Below are 18,377 nucleotides of genomic sequence, written 5' to 3'. Positions count from 1 at the left end.
CTGCCAGAGTGGCGATTCTCAGGTCATGTGTTCTTTGCGGGTAATTCGTGTTTTGTCCCGGTAAAGATCCACGAACCCTCAGGGAGCACGTCCGTTGGCCGCCATTGCCCGCTGGTGCATCAGGCACCGCCTCGTCGCCGTCCTCATCTGGCTCTTCGCCCTCGGCGGCGCAGCCACCGCGGCGGGCTTCGCGGGTTCTGCCTACTCCAACGACTACGACGTGCCCGGTACGGAGTCCGGCCGGGCCGCCGAGCTCCTCAAGAGCGGTTTCACGGACCTCGGCGGTGACACGGACACCATCGTCTGGCACACCACCGACTCCACCGTGCGGGCCTCCGATGTCCGGCAGACGATGACCCGGACCCTGCATGCGGTCGAGGAACTGCCCGGTGTCGGCGCCGTCACCGGACCGTACGGGGCGTCCGGCGCCGGGCAGATCAGCGAGGACGGACACACCGCCTACGCCACGATCACCTTCGACCAGCAGTCCGACGACATCCCGGTGCAGCAGGCCCGGGCGGTCCTCGACACGGCGAAGGCTGCCGCCGGCGACCACCTCCAGGTGGAACTGGGCGGCTCGGCCGTCGCCCTCACCGAGGCGCCGTCCGCCCACTTCAGTGAGGCCATCGGGGTCGTTGTCGCAGCGGTCGTCCTGTTCCTCGCCTTCGGCTCGCTCGCCGCCAGCATGCTGCCCATCGCCACTGCTCTCGTCTCCGTCGGCACGGCGTACGCGGGCATCGTGCTGCTGGGCCATGTGATGACCGTCGCCGACTTCGCCCCCATGCTGGGCATGCTGATAGGGCTCGGCGTCGGCATCGACTACGCGCTGTTCATCGTCACCCGGCACCGCAGAGGACTGCGCAGAGGCATGACCGTCGCCGAGGCGGCGCAGAACGCCGTCGCGACGACCGGGCGGGCCGTCGTCTTCGCCGGAGCCACCGTCTGTATGGCGCTGCTCGGCATGCTGATCCTGCGGCTCGGGTTCCTCAACGGTGTGGCGATCGCCGCCTCGCTCACCGTCGTCCTGACCGTGGCCGCCTCCGTGACACTGCTGCCCGCCCTACTGTCCTTCATCGGCGTGCGGGCGTTGAGCCGGCGCGAGCGCAGAAGGCTCGCCGAGCGCGGGCCGCAGCCCGAACTGCCCACCGGCTTCGCCGCCCGCTGGTCCGCGTTCGTCGAACGCCACCCCAAGCTGCTCGGGGCGTTCGCCGTCGTGGTGATGCTGGTCCTCGCGCTGCCCACGTTCTCCCTGCATCTGGGCACCTCCGACCAGGGCAACAACCCCTCCTCGTCCACCACCCGGCAGGCGTACGACCTGCTGGCCGACGGATTCGGACCGGGCGTCAACGGCCCGCTGACGATCGCCGCACAGCTCGACGGCGCGGACGACCGGCTGGCGATGGACGGCCTGCCGGACGTCCTGCGAGCCACCGACGGCGTGGCCTCGGTCGGCCCGGTGACGTACAACAACAGCGGCAGTGCGGCCTTCATCACCGTTGTGCCGAATTCGTCACCGCAGTCGCAGGAGACCAGCGCGCTCGTCGGCCGGCTGCGTACGGATGTCCTCCCGCAGGCCGAGGCGAACACCTCGCTCCGGGCCCATGTGGGCGGGGTGACGGCCGGCTACGACGACTTCGCCCGGATCATCATCGGCAAGCTCCCGCTCTTCATCGGCGTCGTCATAGGGCTCGGCTGTCTGCTCCTGCTGCTGGCCTTCCGGTCGATCGGCATTCCGCTGAAGGCGGCCGCGATGAATGTGGCGGCCGTCGCCTCCTCGTTCGGAGTCGTAGTCGCGATCTTCCAGTGGGGGTGGGGGAGCGAGCTGCTGGGGCTGGGCAGCTCGGGGCCCATCGAACCGTTCCTGCCGGTCATCATGGTGTCCGTGCTCTTCGGGCTCTCCATGGATTACCAGGTGTTCCTGGTCGGGCGGATGTACGAGGAGTGGCTGGAGACCGGTGACAACCGGCGGGCGGTGCGGGTCGGCCTCGCCGAGACCAGCCGCGTGATCAACTCCGCGGCCGTGATCATGATTTCGGTCTTCCTCGCCTTCGTCCTCAGCGGGGACCGGGTCATCGCCATGTTCGGCATCGCGCTCGCCGCGGCGGTCGCCCTCGATGCCTTCGTTCTCCGTACGCTGCTGGTCCCCGCCCTGATGCATCTGCTGGGCGGAGCGAACTGGTGGCTGCCGCGCTGGCTGGACGGGCGGCTGCCGCGGATCAGCATCGAGCCTCCCCAGTGCCGCGCGGCGCATGGGAAAATCCCGCAGGCAGCACAACCGGTGGAACCGGTGGAAGCTGCACAGGCAGTGCAAGCGGTGGAAGCGGTTCGAGAAGGAGCATGATGTTCGCGATATCCCTGGGCGACGACGGAGCGGAACTGCGGCCGCTGGAGATCTGGCAGGCGGCGGAGTTCCTCGCCCATATGGACCGGGCCCGCGAGATCGTCGACCCCTGGATCCCCCTCGCCTCGTTCGCCACCGACCTGGACTCGGCGCGTGCCCTGCTCCGGCAGTACGCGGAGAAGCAGGCGGCCGACACGGGGCGCCTCTACGGCATCTGGCTGGACGGCACGCTCGTCGGCGGTGTCCTGTTCCGGATCTTCGACACGGAATCCGGGAACTGCGAGGTCGGCTGCTGGCTGGAGCCGGCGGGGGAGGGGCGTGGCCTGGTCACCCGGGCGACACGGAAGCTGATCGACTGGGCGGTGTACGAGCGCGGCATGCACCGCGTGGAGTGGGGCGCGTCCGCCGCGAACACCCGAAGCATCGCCGTGGCCAAGCGGCTCGGCATGACACGCGACGGGGTGCTGCGCGAGAACTACCTGTACCGCGGCGAGCGGCACGACTCGGAGATCTGGTCCGTACTGGCCCGGGAGTGGCGGGCACAGAAGGCCTGAGGCCGGGGCGGGGGGACCGGCCGGCGGCGCGCGTTAAGAGGGTTCTCATCCGGGCCGCCTACCGTGCGGGACATGAACCCCGGAACTCCCAAGAACCCCACCACTCCCACCGGCCCTGCCGCTCCCGCTGTTCTCGACGCCGAGGAGACCGCGGCCGAGGAGAACACTGCCAAGGACGCGGCGCACAGCCTCGACAAGGGGGCGGCCGAAGCCGAGGGAGAGCCCGCGGTGGCCGACGGCGCCGGAGCGGGTTCCGCGCCGGACCCCGCCCAGGACCGCGATGCGGATGCCGTCTTCAAGGACTCCGACGACGACTCCGACTTCACGGACCCCGACTTCGACGAATCCGGCAAGGAGTCGTCCGGCCTCGCATCGGCCGCCGCGGCCGTGGCTGCCGCCGGTCTCGGTGTCGTCGCGCTGAGCGGGTCCTGGACCGGCAAGGTCGCCGCCGAGCGCGAGACCTTGATCGGGCAGATCAAGACCTCGGGCGGTGGCACCGCGGCCCAGCAGATCTCGGAGATCTACGGCGACGCCTGGCACTCCACCGCGCTGGTCAACGGCCTCTTCGCACTGCTCGCCCTGCTGGTCGGCATCTTCGCCCTGGTCCGCCCGGCCTTCGGCGCACCCTCCCCGCACCCGCAGCCCGGCTGGGTGCGTGCCGTCGCGACCGCCGGCATCGCGCTCGGCGTCCTCGGCCTGGTGATCTCCGCCGGCATGTACTTCGACCTCATCGTCGCCCTGCCGACCGCGGGCACCACCAAGTGAGTACGCACCGCCCTACGGCCGTCTAAGGCATCCGCCCGGGCGGCCCCGGCCCGTGTGCGGCAGCGTCCGCACCCGGCTAAGGCCCCCCACCCCGCGAAGATGCGGAACTCGCCCGATGTGCTGACACCCCCTGGGAGACGACAGTGGGGGCACGGCAGAAGCACTGCCGCCCTCAGGCCCCAACGGGCCTTCGTCCTCCGGGAGAAGCACATGTTCACGCTCGAACTCCACAAGCTGAACGCGATCGAAATGCGGCGCCGCGCCGAGCAGGAGCGGCTCGTCGGAGAGGCCCGTCGGGCCCGCCGCGCCGCCCGCAGGGCCGCCCGTGAATCCGTACGCAAGGAGGCAGAGGGGCCGGTGAGTACGGACCGGAACCGGTTCGTCCACGCCGCGTAGTAGTCGTGAGACGGCTTCGCGATGCCGGACGACCCGATTCCGGGGCCCGCACCGTCGGACCCATGTGCGATGCTCGGCGACGTGGAGACCAGGTCCGTCAGTCCCGTGTTCGTCGGCCGCGCAGGTGAATTCGCCTCGCTCGTCGATGCGCTCACCCGCGCCACCGCAGAGGACACCGGCCGGGCCGACCGCCCCGGCGGCGAGCCGCAGGCGCTGCTCATCGGCGGCGAGGCGGGCGTCGGCAAGACCCGGCTGGTCGAGGAGTTCCTCGCGGCGGCGGTGCGCCGCGAGGCCGTCGTCGCCGTCGGCGGCTGCGTCGAGGTCGGTGCCGACGGCCTTCCCTACGCCCCGTTCTCCACCGCCCTGCGCGCCCTGCGCCGCACCCTGCCCGACGAGATGGCTGCCGCCTGCGCCGGGCAGGAGGGTGAACTGGCCCGCCTGCTCCCCGAACTCGGCGAGGCCGACCGGGACGCGACCGACGAGCACAGCACCGCCCGCCTCTTCGAACTCACCGCCAGACTCCTGGAGCGCATCTCGGCGCAGCGCGCGGTCGTCCTCGTCCTGGAGGACCTGCACTGGGCCGATGCCTCCACCCGGCATCTCCTCGCCTATCTCTTCCGCACCGTGCGCAGCGGCCGTCTCGTCGTGATCGGCACCTACCGCTCCGACGACATCCATCGCCGCCACCCCCTGCGCCCTCTCCTCGCCGAACTGGACCGGCTCCGTACCGTCCGCCGGATCGAACTCGCCCGCTTCAACCGCGCCGAGGTACGCCGCCAGCTCACCGGCATCCTCGCCGCCACCCCTGAGGCCGCCCTGACGGACGAGATCTTCGAACGCTCCGACGGCAACGCCTTCTTCGTCGAGGAACTCGCCTGCAGCCTGGAGAGCGGCGACCACTCCCGACTCTCCGACTCGCTGCGCGACCTGCTGCTTGTCCGCGTCGAAGCGCTCCCCGACGACGCCCAGAAGATCGCCCGGATCGTCGCCGAGGGCGGCTCCACCGTCGAGTACGGACTGCTGGCCGCGGTCGCCCGGCTGACCGAGGACGAACTCATCGAGGCGCTGCGGGCGGCCGTCGGAGCCAACTTGCTCCTCACCACCCCGGAGGGCAACGGCTACCGCTTCCGGCACTCCCTGGTCCGCGAGGCCGTCAGCGACGATCTGCTGCCCGGCGAGCGCTCCCGGCTCAACCGGCGCTATGCGGAAGCCCTGGAGATCGATCCCACCCTCGTCCGCGCCGGTGAACGGGCCACCCGGCTCGCCAGCTACTGGTACTGCGCACACGATGCCGCCAAGGCCCTGCCCGCCGTACTGAAGGCCTCGGTCGAGGCCCGCCGCCGCTACGCGTTCTCCGAGCAACTCCGTCTGCTGGAAAGGGCGATGGAGCTTTGGGACGACGCCCCCGACGACGTGCGCCGCACCCTGCGCCCCATCGACTACGCGGAGAGCTACCCGGCCTGCGGCTGCGACCCCGACACCACCCCGCTGCGCTATCTCGACCTGATGGCCGAGGCCACCGTCGCCGCCTGGTTCGGCGGCGAACGCGAACGGGCCCTGGCCATCGCCAAGAAGGCCATGCGTGTCCTGGACAGCGAGGACGACCCGCTGCGCGCCGCCTGGTTCTGGGTCCAGCGCTCCCGGCTGATGCAGGACCTCACCCGTGGCGACGGATGGCAGGAACTGGCCAACGCCCAGGAGCTCGTCCGCGGCCTGCCCCCGTCCGCCGTGCATGCCGATGTCCTGATGAGCGTGGCGGGATGGGGCGCCCTGCACCGCCCGGGCGCCGAGACTCTGCAAGCCGTCGACCGGGCCGTGGAGTACGCCCGGCTCGTCGGTGACGAGTACATCGAACTGCACGCCAGGCTCACCCGCGGCTGGCTCACCGCCGACGCGGGCAGTGTCGACGAGGGCATCGCCGAGATGTACGCAGTCCGCGACCGCGCCGATGAACTGCACCTGGTCGGCATCATGAGCCGGGCCGGCATCAATCTCCCCTCCACCCTCGAATCCATGGGCCGCTCCCTGGAGGCCGTGGCCGCCGCGGACCACGGCATCGAGATCAGCCGCAGCCACGGCATCGCCGACATGGAGGCATGGGTCCGCTGCAACCAGGCGATCTCGCTCTTCTCTCTCGGCCACTGGGACGAGAGCCGTGCGACCACCGACGCGGCGGCCCGCGCCGCCCGGTCCAGCAAGGCGCAAGGGCTCGTCGCCGCACGCCGTACCGAACTGGCCCTCGCCCAGGGAGACCTGGCCGAGGCCGAGATTCAACTCACCCTGACCCGGCGCTGGTTCGGCGCCCGTGACCCGCAGCCCCAGCTCCTCATCAGCCGCGTACGCCACGCCATGATCCTCGCCGTGCAGCAGGGGCGGCTCCCCGAGGCGCGGGCCGCGTTCGAGGCGCAGTCGGAGCAGGGCTTCCCACCCGGCACCCAGCGGTACGCCCTGCCGCTGCTCCATGCCGCCGCCGCCGCCGAGGCCGAAGCCCGGGGTCTGCCCGCCGCCGACCCGGGCCGGCCGGCGATCCTGGCAAGCATCCGCGGACACCTGAAGCGGCTGCCGATGCTCATCCCCGTCTGGGCCGCCTACGGTCTCCTGGTCGACGCCGAGCTGGCCCGGGCCGAGGGGCTCGACACCCCCGACCACTGGTCCCGCGCCGCCACCGCCTTCGCGCCCCTGCACCGCCCGTACGAACTGGCCCAGATCCGCCACCGCTGGGCAGAGGCCCTCCTCATCGCCTCCGGCGACCGGTCCGCGGCCACCACCCTGCTGCGCGAGGCCCACCGCACCGCCGGGCGACTCGGCGCACGCCCGTTGACCGAGACCATCGAGCTGCTGGCCGGACGCGCCCGCATCACCCTCACCACCTCCGACCGGTCCCCGGCCCAAGGCACCGGCCAAGAGATACCGCTCGCCGTCACCGTCCCCGCCCAGGACGGCACCACCGATGAGGCGGCGGACCGGGAGCAGACCGAGGACCACCTGCGCGAGGCGGCAGCAGCCGCGGTGGAGTCCTTCGGGCTGACGCGACGCGAACAGGATGTGCACCGTCTCGTCGCGGCCGGTCACACCAACCGCAGGATCGCCGAGGAGCTCTACATCTCACCCAAGACCGCGAGCGTGCACGTCTCCAACATTCTCGCCAAGCTCGGCGTCTCCAGCCGCGGTGAGGCGGCCGCCCTGGCCCACCGGCTCCGCCTGTACCCGGTGCGGAACGCCACCTGATACCGGGGGCGTCCGACCCGCCCACGGACGTGTGCCCGACCCGCCTACGGTCGTGCGTCCGGACCGGCCTCCGGAGCGTCCGGGGTATCGGTATCCGGCCCGGACGCCTCATCGGGGTGGTCCGCTGCCTGGGCCGGGTCCGGTATCGCGTCCGTCGCGCCACGCTCCGCCGCAGGACCGCCGTCGGGACCGGACGCCCTGACGATCACCTTTCCGGAGGCCAGGTCTATCGGCCCGCGCCCCGGGTCGCCGACACCGAGATCCACCCGGGTCAGCTCCAGCCGCTTCTGCTCCTCGGCGGCATGCTTACGGCCCGGTGCGAAGAGTTCCTCGAAGAAGTTGAACACCGGTCGCACGCCCTTTCACCAGCTGTAGCCGCTACCGCACCTCCAGCACCAGGACCCTGTCGTCTCCCGGCTTCGGGGTGCCACGGGTGTCCGTATTGCTCGTGACCAGCCAGAGCTTGTTGCCGCCCGCGGCGAGCACCGTGCGAAGACGCCCGTACTTCCCTTTCAGGAACGATTGCGGGGCCGCCAGAGATTCCTTGCCGGACAGCGGAATCCTCCAGAGGCGCTCACCGTGCAGGCCCGCCATCCAGATCGAACCCTTGGCGAAGGCGATCCCGCTCGGGGACGCCTCGGACGTCTTCCACTGTGCCACGGGGTCGATGAAACCCGGCTTTCCCGCCTTGCCCTCGACCTCCGGCCAACCGTAGTTCCCACCCGGCTCGATGCGGTTCAGCTCGTCCCAGGTTTCCTGCCCGAATTCGGACGCCCACAGCTGCTTCTGCCCGTCCCAGGCCAGCCCCTGCACATTGCGGTGTCCGTACGAATACACCACGGAGTCGGCCTCCGGATTGCCGTGCAGCGGCTGGCCGTCCGGGGTCATCCGCAGGATCTTGCCGGCCAGTGACTTCTTGTCCTGCGCGAGCCCGGTGTCCCCCGTCTCCCCGGTGCCCGCGTAGAGCATGTGATCCGGGCCGAAGGCGATCCGCCCGCCGTTGTGGATCGAGCCCTTCGGGATGCCCCGCAGAATCGTGTCCGGCGCACCCAGCAGCCGGCCGGGCGCCGTGCCGTTCTCGTCGTACTGCATGCGCGCGATGCGGTTGTCGGACTCGGTCGTGAAGTACGCGTACACCAGATGGTCCGAACCGTACGTGGGGGAGACCGCGATTCCCAGCAGCCCTCCCTCCCCGCCGGGCGATACCCCGGGCACGGCGCCCAGCAGGGTCTTCTTGCCGCTCTTCCCGTCGATCCGGGTGATCGTGCCCTTGTCGCGCGAGGAGACCAGCAGATCGCCGCCGGGCAGCTCCGCCAGCCCCCACGGCGAGTCGAGGCCCTCGGTGAGCGTGGAGACCACCTCCACCGAACCCTTCGCCGGTGGCAGGGCCACCGACGCGGACGGGGAGGCCGACGGGCCCGAGGCGGCGGAGGAGGGGCGGGACGGCGAGGGCATGTGCCCGACGCCCGCCGCACTGCCGGAACCGTCCCCCGAGGAACACCCCGCGGACAGCAGCAGCGTGCCCGCGGCCAGCACGGCAACCGATCCGTGACGCACGCCTCGACGTCGCCCCCGACGACCCGCAAGGCCTCGTACAGATCCGAACAGAACACCGCGCACAGCACCGATCCCTTCGACGGCCACCCGACTACTGTTCTTACACCGCAGCCCCGCCCCGGGTTCCCAATGCCCGCCAATTTTCTCGATCGGTGATCATGAATGCGGGGCCGGCGGTCAGTCCCACGACCCCCGCGCCGCGGGCAGCCGGGCGATCTCCACCAGATCCTGCGCGGTCAGCGTCAGCCCGGCCGCCCCCGCGTTCTCCACCGCCCACCGCTCCCGCTTGGTCCCCGGCACCGGCACCACATACGGCCCCTGCCGCAGCACCCAGGCCAACGCCACCTGTGCCGCAGTCGCCCCGTGCCGCTCCGCGATCCGCCGCAGTCCGACCACCATCGGCTGGTTCGCCGCCATCATCTCGGCGGTGAACCGCGGATGCCTGGCCCGCAGATCGTCGGGCTCGAAGCCCTGTCCCGGGGTCAGCGTGCCCGTCAGATAGCCGTTCCCCAGCGGCATCGCCGCCAGCAGCCCCACACCCCGCGTAGAGCACCACGGAAGCAACGACTCCAGCGCCTCCGGCGACCAGACCGAGAGCTCCGCCTGCACCGCGCTCACGGGGAAGACCTGCTGCACCCGCTCCAGCTGGCGGATCGTTTCGTCATACATCCGGGCACCCGGCCGGCGTGAAGCCCGCGCTCCGACCGCACAGAGTCCGAGCGCCCGCACCTTTCCGGCGGTCACCAGCTCCGCCATCGCACCCCAGGTCTCCTCGACCGGCACTTCGGGATCGGCTCGGTGCAGCTGGTACAGGTCGATCACATCGGTCTGCAGCCGCCGCAGCGAGGCGTCACAGGCCCGCCGCACATAGCCGGGGCGGCCATTGGCGACGATGTGCTGATCGCCCACCAGCAGCCCGCACTTGGTGGAGACGAAAGCATCGGACCTGCGGCCCTTCAGCGCCCGGCCCACCAGCAGCTCATTGGTGAAGGGGCCGTACATGTCGGCCGTGTCGAGCAGTTGGACGCCCGCGTCGAGCGCGGCGTGCACGGCACGCAACGCACGGTCACCGCGCTGCTGCGACGCGCTGTACGCCCAGCTCATCGGCATACAGCCAAGACCGACCGCACCCACGGCGAGCGCCGCCGCACCGAGACTCCTGCGCTCCAACTCCCCGAACCCTCCCTAAGGTCCCGTGACGACAGGACCTCGGCCCCGCCGTCATGGGACCACACCGCACCCCAAAGTAACCTCTGCCGGCCGCCGCCTCTCGCGCAGCCTCCCGGGGATTAGCCTCCTGACCATGACTTCGACGAAGACTCCCGACATATGGATGCCGTTTCCCGCCGACGAGATCGAAGGGCTCCCCAAGGGTCTCAACTACCACTTCTGGGACGGCGCGCAGGACTACCCGGCTGACCCGGCCGACTGCGCCTTTTATGTCGTGCCGTACATGAAGGGTTCACAGATCGCGGTCCGTCCGCTCGCCGGCATGGCACAGGTCCGGATTGTGCAGACGCTCTCCGCGGGCATCGACCATGTCGAGCCAGGGCTCGGTCTGCTGCCGGCCGGGGTGCGGCTGTGCAATGCCAAAGGGGTCCACGAGGCGTCGACCGCGGAACTCGCTCTCGCGCTGATCCTTGCCTCCCTGCGCGGCTTCCCCGGGTTCGTCCACGGTCAGGACAAGGAGGAGTGGCGGGCCGGCTTCTACCCCGCGCTCGCCGACAAGTCCGTACTGATCGTGGGGTACGGATCGATCGGGGCCGCCATCGAGGACCGGCTCGCGCCCTTCGAGTGCGCGCGGGTGGCGCGCGTCGCGCGCTCTGCACGGACAACAGCACGCGGCCCCGTACACACACTCGACGACCTGCCCGCACTCCTGCCCGAAGCCGACGTCGTCGTGCTGTCCACCCCGCTGAACCCGTCCACACAAGGGCTGGTGGGCGCGGAGTTCCTCGCCGCGATGCCGGACGGAGCGCTGCTCGTGAACGTCGCACGGGGCGGCGTCGTCGACACCAAGTCGCTGCTGCTCGAACTCGAGTCCGGCCGGCTGCGCGCCGCCCTCGATGTCACCGACCCGGAACCGCTGCCGGCCGGCCATCCCCTCTGGCATGCTCCGAACGTCCTGATCACTCCTCATGTGGGCGGCAGCACCTCGGCATTCCTGCCGCGCGCCAAGCGTCTGGTGGCCGGACAGCTGAGCCGTTTCGCCGCAGGGGAGCCGGTGCAGAACGTCGTACGCACCACCGGTTGACCACGCTGCGGGTCCGTACGACTGCGTACCGTTCCGGCAACTCCTCTGATCGTCACGGAGAGTAGATAACCTATGTCCCTGAGTGACCGGTCTGGTGTATCGTCCCGAAAGGGGCGCTGAGCCGAGGAAGGGACTGCGCCGGGGAGGACGCAACACGCGAGGGGGCGACGGGCGATGTACGGCCGATGGGCGAACGATCCGGCACCGCAGGGCAGCCGACGGCGGCTGGGGCCTGTTCCGGATTTCCCGCCGCCCGCCCGCAGGGCGGGCGACGCGGCGTCCGGTGCGTGCGATCGCCGGGCGGAGGGCCGTCCTCGTACCGGACGCTCCTGGACGAGCCCGAGAACGCGGCAAGGGGGCCCTCCCTGCCCGAGCGAGACCGAGAGCTCGGGGGAGTGCGTGCCGGGCGTCGCGGCGCAGACGGGAAATCCGGAACAGACCCCAGCCGGGCGCTGGGTGCGTGCACACCCGGCGGCGTCGGGCGCGCCCCGGTGAGCGCGCCGGCCGGCGCCCTCGGGGCGTTCCTCTCCCGGCGGTCCACCGTCGGCGGCGCATCCGCCCTGGTCCTGCAGGTCCTGGTCGGCCTCGTCTGCGGCGGTTACGCGGTGGGGGCGGCCCTCGGCTGGGGTTCTTCGGAACTGGCGCTCATTATGGGGGATTTCGGCCTCAGCGCCGCCGCGCTGGTCGCGGCCGTCTCCTGCTTCCTCTACGCGCGGACCGGCGGCGACCGGTTCCGGCCCGCCTGGCTGCTGTTCGCGCTCTCCTCGCTCATGGCCGCAGGGGGCAATGCGGTCTGGGGCTGGTACGAGGTCGTGCTCGGGCGCTCGGTGCCCAGCCCCTCCCTCGCCGATGTCTTCTACCTCTGCTTCGCGCCACCCGCCATCGTCGGGCTGCTCGTCCTCGCCAAACGCCCCGTCACCCGGGCCGGATGGTTCTGTCTCGCGTTGGACTCCTGGCTGATCGGCGGATCGCTCCTCACGCTCTCCTGGAGCCTCGCCCTCGCCCATACCGCGCATCTCGTGGATGCCGAGGGCGCGAGCGTGGCCCGCGCGGCGCTCGCGCTCGCCTATCCGCTGCTCGACATCGTGCTTGTCTCCATGGTGCTGGCCCTGCACTTCCGGCGGTCCAACGTCAACCGCTCCGCAGTGAACACCGCCGTTGCCGCACTCGCCCTGACGGTCCTGTCCGACGCCCTGTTCACCTCCCCGCTGCTGCGCCAGACCTACCACTCCGGCCAGTTGCTGGACGCGGGCTGGTTCGCCGGTTCCCTGCTCCTCGCGTACGCACCCTGGGGCGCGAACAGCGCAACGGACAACGCCTTCCCGCCACGGGGTGCGCCGCGCTCCACCAGCCGGCCCATCGCGGGATCGCTGGCCGCGCTGACGCCGTATCTCGCCGCCGCCGTCTGCACTCTCGGCATTCTCTACAACGTCACCGAGGGCCGCCGGGTGGACCGCGTCGTGGTCTTCACCGGCTGCACGGTGGTGCTCGCCCTGGTCGTCCGGCAGGGCATCATGCTCGTCGACAACATTGCTCTCACCCAGGAGCTGGCACAGAAGGAGAACCACTTCCGCTCCCTGGTGCAGGGCTCCAGCGATGTCATCATGATCGCCGCCCCCACCGGCGTCCTGCGCTACGTCAGCCCCGCTGCCGCGGGGGTGTACGGGCGCGATGCCGACGACCTTGTCGGCGCCGAGCTCGCCTCGATCATCCACCCCGAGGACCTGGGGCGGGTGGTCCACGAGGTGCGCCGGTTCCTCGCCGCCTCTCCGGGGGAGGAGCCCACCACCCGGATCGAGTGCCGTTTCAGATCCGGTACGGGCGACTGGCTCAATGTCGAATCCACGGTCAACCGCCACCAGGGCGGGCTGATCCTCAACAGCCGCGATGTGACCGAACGGGTGCGGCTGCAGGCCCAGTTGCAGCACAACGCCGAGCACGACCCGCTCACCGACCTGCCCAACCGCGCCCTGTTCACCGAGCGGGTGCGCCAGGCCCTCGGCGGCCGCCGCTCCGGCGACCCCGGCACCGCCGTGCTCTTCATCGACCTCGACGGCTTCAAGGCGGTCAATGACCGCCTCGGCCACCAGGCGGGCGACGAGCTCCTCATCCAGGCCGCCCGCCGCCTCCATGAATCCGTACGGGCCGGCGACACCGCGGCCCGCCTCGGCGGTGACGAATTCGCGGCCATCATCCTCGGCGACGGCATCCGCGACCAGTCCGCCCGGGAATGCCAGGTCCACGAGATCGCCGACCGGCTGCGCCTCACCCTTTCCCAGCCGTACCGCATCGGCACCGGCGAGGTCCGGGTCGCAGCGTCCATCGGGGTCGCCTTCGCCGAGCCCGGTATCTCTCCGAGCGACCTCATGCGCAACGCCGACCTCGCCATGTACCGCGCCAAGGCGGGCGGCAAGAACCGCGTCGAGCTGTACGCCCCGCAGATGCAGGCCGAAGTCGTGCGCCGCTCCGAGCTGGCTGCCCGGCTGCGCACCGCTCTGCGCGACGGCGAGTTCGCCCTGCTCCACCAGCCCGTGGTGCATCTCGCCAGCGGCACCGTCGCCGCCGTCGCCGCCCAGGCCCGCTGGCGCTCCGCCCAGGGCATCCTGTTCACCCCGGCCGAATTCCTTCGCGTCGCCGAGGACGGCGACCGCACCGCCGAACTCGGCCGCTGGCTCCTCGAAGAGGCCGTCGAGCAGGCCGCCGACCGGGCCAGGGCCGGCCATCCGGTCTCCGTCGCAGTGCGGCTCTCCGCCCGCAGGCTCCTCGACAAGGGGATGCCGTTCGGCTCCGTCGAGGCGCTGCTCACCCGGCACAGCCTGCCCTCCGGCGCCCTGATGATCGAGGTCGCCGACAGCGACCCCCGGATCTCCTTCGACGAACTCGAACAGCGTCTCGTCGCGCTGCGTCGGCTCGGTGTCCGCATCGCGCTCGACGGCTTCGGCAGCGGATACGCCGCGATCAACGCTCTGCGCCGGCTCCCCATCGACGTACTGAAACTGGACCGCGGTCTCGTCGAGGGTGTCGTTGAATCCGCCCGGCTGCACAAGATCACCAGCGGCCTCCTGCGCATCGCCTGCGACCTCGGCATGCAGTCCGTGGCCGATGGTGTCGACGTACCGGAGCAGGTCCTCGCGCTGCGCGCCATGGGCTGTACGCACGGCCAGGGAATGGCCTTCTCCGGGCCGCTCGACGAGTACCGGCTGCGCCGTGCCCTGGCCCGCGGTGAGTTCCCGGTGCCCGGCAGTGCCACTGCCCAGCCGGTCCTGGCCGGCGGCTCGATCCCACTCCTCAGTGGCTCACATGTTGAGACGCCCGTCCCACCCACTTGACACGCTGTATGCGTCGGAGAGAGGGTCAATGCCATGCGCACCCGAATTCTCGTACTTGGAAAGCGCGTCGGCTGAAGCGGAGTCCCTCACTGACACTCTGCGGACCACACCGACGCGCTCCCCTCGCTTGCCTCACGGCACGAGGGGTTTTTTGTTGCACTAAGACCAGGCAAACCCTCGTAAAACACCCGCAAAAACCCTCAGCTTCGAGAAGAGAATGCGATGACCGAGCAGGCCACCGGGGCCCACCATCCCCAGCCGCGGGCCCGTAACGGCGGATCGTCCGCCGCCACCGTTGAGCACGTCACGGGCGCGCAGTCCCTCATCCGGTCTCTCGAGGAGGTGGGGGCCGACACGGTATTCGGCATTCCCGGCGGTGCCATCCTTCCGGCGTACGACCCGATGATGGACTCCACCCGGGTCCGTCATGTGCTGGTCCGTCACGAGCAGGGCGCCGGACACGCCGCCACCGGCTACGCACAGGCCACCGGCAAGGTCGGCGTCTGCATGGCCACCTCCGGCCCCGGCGCCACCAACCTGGTCACGCCGATCGCCGACGCCCACATGGACTCCGTCCCGCTGGTCGCGATCACCGGCCAGGTGGCCTCGAAGGCCATCGGCACGGATGCCTTCCAGGAAGCCGACATCTGCGGCATCACGATGCCGGTCACCAAGCACAACTTCCTGGTCACCAAGGCCGAGGACATCCCGCACACCATCGCCGAGGCCTTCCACATCGCCTCCACCGGCCGTCCGGGCCCCGTCCTCGTCGACATCGCCAAGGACGCCCTGCAGGCGCAGACCACGTTCAGCTGGCCGCCCACCCAGGACCTGCCCGGCTACCGCCCGGTCACCAAGCCGCACGCCAAGCAGATCCGCGAAGCCGCCAAGCTGATCACTCAGGCCAAGCGCCCGGTGCTGTACGTCGGCGGCGGTGTCATCAAGGCGGGGGCCACCGCCGAACTGAAGGTCCTCGCAGAGCTCACCGGAGCGCCCGTCACCACCACACTGATGGCGCTCGGCGCATTCCCCGACAGCCACCCGCTGCACGTCGGAATGCCGGGCATGCACGGTGCGGTCACCGCCGTCACCGCGCTGCAGAAGGCCGACCTGATCGTCGCCCTCGGAGCCCGATTCGACGACCGCGTCACCGGCAAGCTGGACAGCTTCGCCCCGTACGCCAAGATCGTCCACGCCGACATCGACCCGGCCGAGATCGGCAAGAACCGCGCCGCGGACGTCCCGATCGTGGGCGATGCCCGCGAGGTCCTGGCCGACCTGGTCCGGGCCGTCCAGGCGGAGCACACCGAAGGTCACGTCGGTGACTACGACGCCTGGTGGAAGGACCTCAACCGCTGGCGTGACACCTACCCGCTCGGCTACGACCTGCCCGAGGACGGCAGCCTCTCGCCGCAGCAGGTCATCCAGCGCATCGGTCAGCTCGCCCCCGAGGGCACGATCTTCGCGGCGGGCGTCGGCCAGCACCAGATGTGGGCCTCGCACTTCATCCAGTACGAGCAGCCCGCCACCTGGCTGAACTCCGGCGGCGCCGGAACGATGGGTTACGCGGTCCCGGCCGCGATGGGTGCCAAGGCCGGCATGCCGGACCGTACGGTCTGGGCGATCGACGGCGACGGTTGCTTCCAGATGACCAACCAGGAACTCACCACCTGCGCGCTCAACAACATCCCGATCAAGGTCGCCATCATCAACAACGGGGCGCTCGGGATGGTCCGCCAGTGGCAGACCCTGTTCTACAACCAGCGGTACTCCAACACCGTGCTGCACTCCGGCGCCGACACCGAGGGCGTCCCGGCGAAGGGCACCCGCGTCCCGGACTTCGTCAAGCTGTCCGAGGCCATGGGCTGCCACGCGATCCGCTGCGAGGACCCGGCCGACCTGGACAAGGTCATCGAAGAGGCCAATTCCATCAACGACCGCCCCGTCGTGATCGACTTCATCGTCCATGAGGACGCCATGGTGTGGCCGATGGTCGCCGCCGGCACCTCCAACGACGAGGTCATGGCCGCCCGCGGGGTCCGCCCCGACTTCGGCGACAACGAAGACGACTGAGAGACAGAGAGAGACCGACTCCATGTCCACCAAGCACACGCTCTCCGTCCTGGTCGAGAACAAGCCCGGTGTCCTCGCCCGGATCACCGCACTGTTCTCCCGCCGCGGCTTCAACATCGACTCGCTCGCGGTCGGTACCACCGAACACCCCGACATCTCGCGCATCACCATCGTCGTCAATGTCGAGGACCTGCCTCTCGAGCAGGTGACCAAACAGCTCAACAAGCTGGTGAACGTCCTGAAGATCGTCGAACTTGAGCCGTCCGCTGCGATCCAGCGTGAGCTCGTCCTGGTGAAGGTCCGCGCCGACAACGAGACCCGCTCCCAGATCGTCGAGATCGTCCAGCTGTTCCGTGCCAAGACCGTGGACGTCTCCCCGGAGGCCGTCACGATCGAGGCGACCGGCGGCGCCGACAAGCTGGAGGCCATGCTCAAGATGCTGGAGCAGTACGGCATCAAGGAGCTGGTCCAGTCCGGCACCATCGCCATAGGGCGCGGCGCGCGCTCGATCACCGACCGTTCGCTGCGCGCCCTCGACCGTTCGGCCTAGGCACCGCCACTTCGCCGCTCGTATGGCGAGACCCGAAAACGTATCTGACGCACCCCGCCGTACGGTGGGACGCAACACCTGCACACCAAGGAGAGACCCAGTGGCCGAGCTGTTCTACGACGACGATGCCGACCTGTCCATCATCCAGGGCCGCAAGGTCGCGGTCATCGGCTACGGCAGCCAGGGCCACGCCCACGCGCTGTCGCTGCGCGACTCGGGTGTCGACGTCCGTGTCGGTCTGCACGAGGGCTCCAAGTCCAAGGCCAAGGCCGAGGAGCAGGGCCTGCGCGTGGTGACCCCGTCCGAGGCCGCCGCCGAGGCCGACGTCATCATGATCCTCGTCCCGGACCCGATCCAGGCCCAGGTCTACGAGGAGTCCATCAAGGACAACCTCAAGGACGGCGACGCGCTGTTCTTCGGCCACGGCCTGAACATCCGCTTCGACTTCATCAAGCCGCCGGCCAATGTCGACGTCTGCATGGTCGCCCCGAAGGGCCCGGGCCACCTGGTCCGCCGTCAGTACGAGGAGGGCCGCGGCGTTCCGTGCATCGTGGCCGTCGAGCAGGACGCCTCGGGCAACGGCCTGGCGCTCGCCCTGTCGTACGCGAAGGGCATCGGCGGCACCCGCGCCGGCGTCATCAAGACGACCTTCACCGAGGAGACCGAGACCGACCTGTTCGGTGAGCAGGCCGTCCTCTGCGGTGGTACCGCCGCCCTGGTCAAGGCCGGTTTCGAGACCCTGACCGAGGCCGGTTACCAGCCGGAGATCGCGTACTTCGAGTGCCTGCACGAGCTGAAGCTCATCGTGGACCTCATGTACGAGGGCGGCCTGGAGAAGATGCGCTGGTCCATCTCCGAGACCGCCGAGTGGGGCGACTACGTCACCGGCCCGCGGATCATCACGGACGCCACCAAGGCCGAGATGAAGAAGGTCCTCGCGGAGATCCAGGACGGCACCTTCGCCAAGAACTGGATGGCCGAGTACCACAACGGTCTGCCCAAGTACAACGAGTACAAGAAGGCGGACAGCGACCACCTCCTGGAGACCACCGGTCGTGAGCTGCGCAAGCTCATGAGCTGGGTCAACGACGAGGACGCGTAACCCATTCGCCCCGGGGGCGGGTCTCCTGACCCGCCCCCGCGGTGTTCCCCCCTGCTTCACCGCTGGAAGAGGCGGCGTCGTACGTGTGTACAAGTCGTCCACCCCCGTGTGGGTGATCCTTCCATCGGGGCGCAGTGTGCGTCCTGGCGCATGACTAGACTTCTCCACACATACACGCGTCAGGCCCACAGTGTCGTGCGTCTTCCACGCGGCAAGCCCCTCCACCGC

Annotated in this window: 13 protein-coding genes; 10 read left to right on the top strand and 3 right to left on the bottom strand. The window is 70.1% G+C overall.

Annotated elements, in window-relative coordinates; all coding sequences use genetic code 11:
• Positions 1-94 precede the first annotated feature (94 nt).
• The 5 genes from OG609_RS11860 (at position 95) to OG609_RS11840 (ending at position 7,284) form a co-directional block, all read left to right on the top strand.
• Positions 95-2,341: an MMPL family transporter gene (locus tag OG609_RS11860; RefSeq protein WP_327272774.1), complete on the top strand. Its 2,247-nt coding sequence runs from the start codon at positions 95-97 to the stop codon at positions 2,339-2,341.
• Positions 2,341-2,895 carry a GNAT family N-acetyltransferase gene (locus OG609_RS11855; protein ID WP_327272773.1) on the top strand — a complete coding sequence of 185 codons (555 nt, stop codon included), beginning with the start codon at positions 2,341-2,343 and terminating at the stop codon, positions 2,893-2,895. The genes OG609_RS11860 and OG609_RS11855 overlap by 1 nt, the downstream gene beginning before the upstream one ends.
• Before the next feature lie 72 nt (positions 2,896-2,967).
• Positions 2,968-3,660: a hypothetical protein gene (locus OG609_RS11850; protein WP_327272772.1), complete on the top strand. Its 693-nt coding sequence runs from the start codon at positions 2,968-2,970 to the stop codon at positions 3,658-3,660.
• Positions 3,661-3,870: 210 nt separating this feature from the next.
• Entirely contained in the window at positions 3,871-4,056 is a 186-nt protein-coding gene (locus OG609_RS11845) for a hypothetical protein (RefSeq protein WP_327272771.1), read from the top strand.
• 69 nt (positions 4,057-4,125) lie between these two features.
• Positions 4,126-7,284, top strand: a complete 3,159-nt coding sequence (locus tag OG609_RS11840; RefSeq protein WP_327272770.1) for a helix-turn-helix transcriptional regulator — start codon at positions 4,126-4,128, stop codon at positions 7,282-7,284.
• A gap of 44 nt (positions 7,285-7,328) precedes the next feature.
• Here OG609_RS11840 and OG609_RS11835 read toward each other — a convergent pair whose 3' ends face one another.
• The 3 genes from OG609_RS11835 to OG609_RS11825 form a co-directional block, all read right to left on the bottom strand.
• Complete coding sequence (locus tag OG609_RS11835; RefSeq protein ID WP_327278015.1) at positions 7,329-7,631, bottom strand: DUF6191 domain-containing protein; 303 nt, start codon at positions 7,629-7,631, stop codon at positions 7,329-7,331.
• Between the two features lie 31 nt (positions 7,632-7,662).
• The gene (locus OG609_RS11830; RefSeq protein ID WP_327272769.1) at positions 7,663-8,841 is read right to left on the bottom strand and encodes a PQQ-dependent sugar dehydrogenase; all 1,179 of its coding nucleotides are present in this window, start codon (positions 8,839-8,841) and stop codon (positions 7,663-7,665) included.
• 177 nt (positions 8,842-9,018) lie between these two features.
• Positions 9,019-9,975 (bottom strand): aldo/keto reductase, encoded by a 957-nt coding sequence (locus OG609_RS11825; protein ID WP_327278014.1) that lies wholly within the window; start codon positions 9,973-9,975, stop codon positions 9,019-9,021.
• A gap of 169 nt (positions 9,976-10,144) precedes the next feature.
• On the opposite strand from OG609_RS11825, the gene OG609_RS11820 reads away from it, so the two are divergent.
• The 5 genes from OG609_RS11820 (at position 10,145) to ilvC (ending at position 18,149) form a co-directional block, all read left to right on the top strand.
• A complete protein-coding gene (locus OG609_RS11820; RefSeq protein WP_327272768.1) occupies positions 10,145-11,095 on the top strand; it encodes a 2-hydroxyacid dehydrogenase in 951 nt (316 codons plus the stop codon).
• Between the two features lie 491 nt (positions 11,096-11,586).
• On the top strand, positions 11,587-14,424 hold the full coding sequence (locus OG609_RS11815; protein WP_327272767.1) for a putative bifunctional diguanylate cyclase/phosphodiesterase: 2,838 nt from the start codon (positions 11,587-11,589) through the stop codon (positions 14,422-14,424).
• A gap of 222 nt (positions 14,425-14,646) precedes the next feature.
• Positions 14,647-16,497 (top strand): acetolactate synthase large subunit, encoded by a 1,851-nt coding sequence (locus tag OG609_RS11810; RefSeq protein ID WP_327272766.1) that lies wholly within the window; start codon positions 14,647-14,649, stop codon positions 16,495-16,497.
• 22 nt (positions 16,498-16,519) lie between these two features.
• The gene (ilvN, locus tag OG609_RS11805) at positions 16,520-17,047 is read left to right on the top strand and encodes an acetolactate synthase small subunit (RefSeq protein WP_018102507.1); all 528 of its coding nucleotides are present in this window, start codon (positions 16,520-16,522) and stop codon (positions 17,045-17,047) included.
• Between the two features lie 100 nt (positions 17,048-17,147).
• Positions 17,148-18,149, top strand: coding sequence for a ketol-acid reductoisomerase (gene ilvC, locus OG609_RS11800; RefSeq protein ID WP_037690024.1), 1,002 nt, complete (start codon positions 17,148-17,150; stop codon positions 18,147-18,149).
• Positions 18,150-18,377: the final 228 nt, after the last annotated feature.

It is taken from the genome of Streptomyces sp. NBC_01224 (assembly GCF_036002945.1).
Classification (GTDB): Bacteria; Actinomycetota; Actinomycetes; order Streptomycetales; family Streptomycetaceae; genus Streptomyces.
Note: the sequence above shows the minus strand (reverse complement) of the source record. Positions and strands in the feature narration are given on the sequence as shown.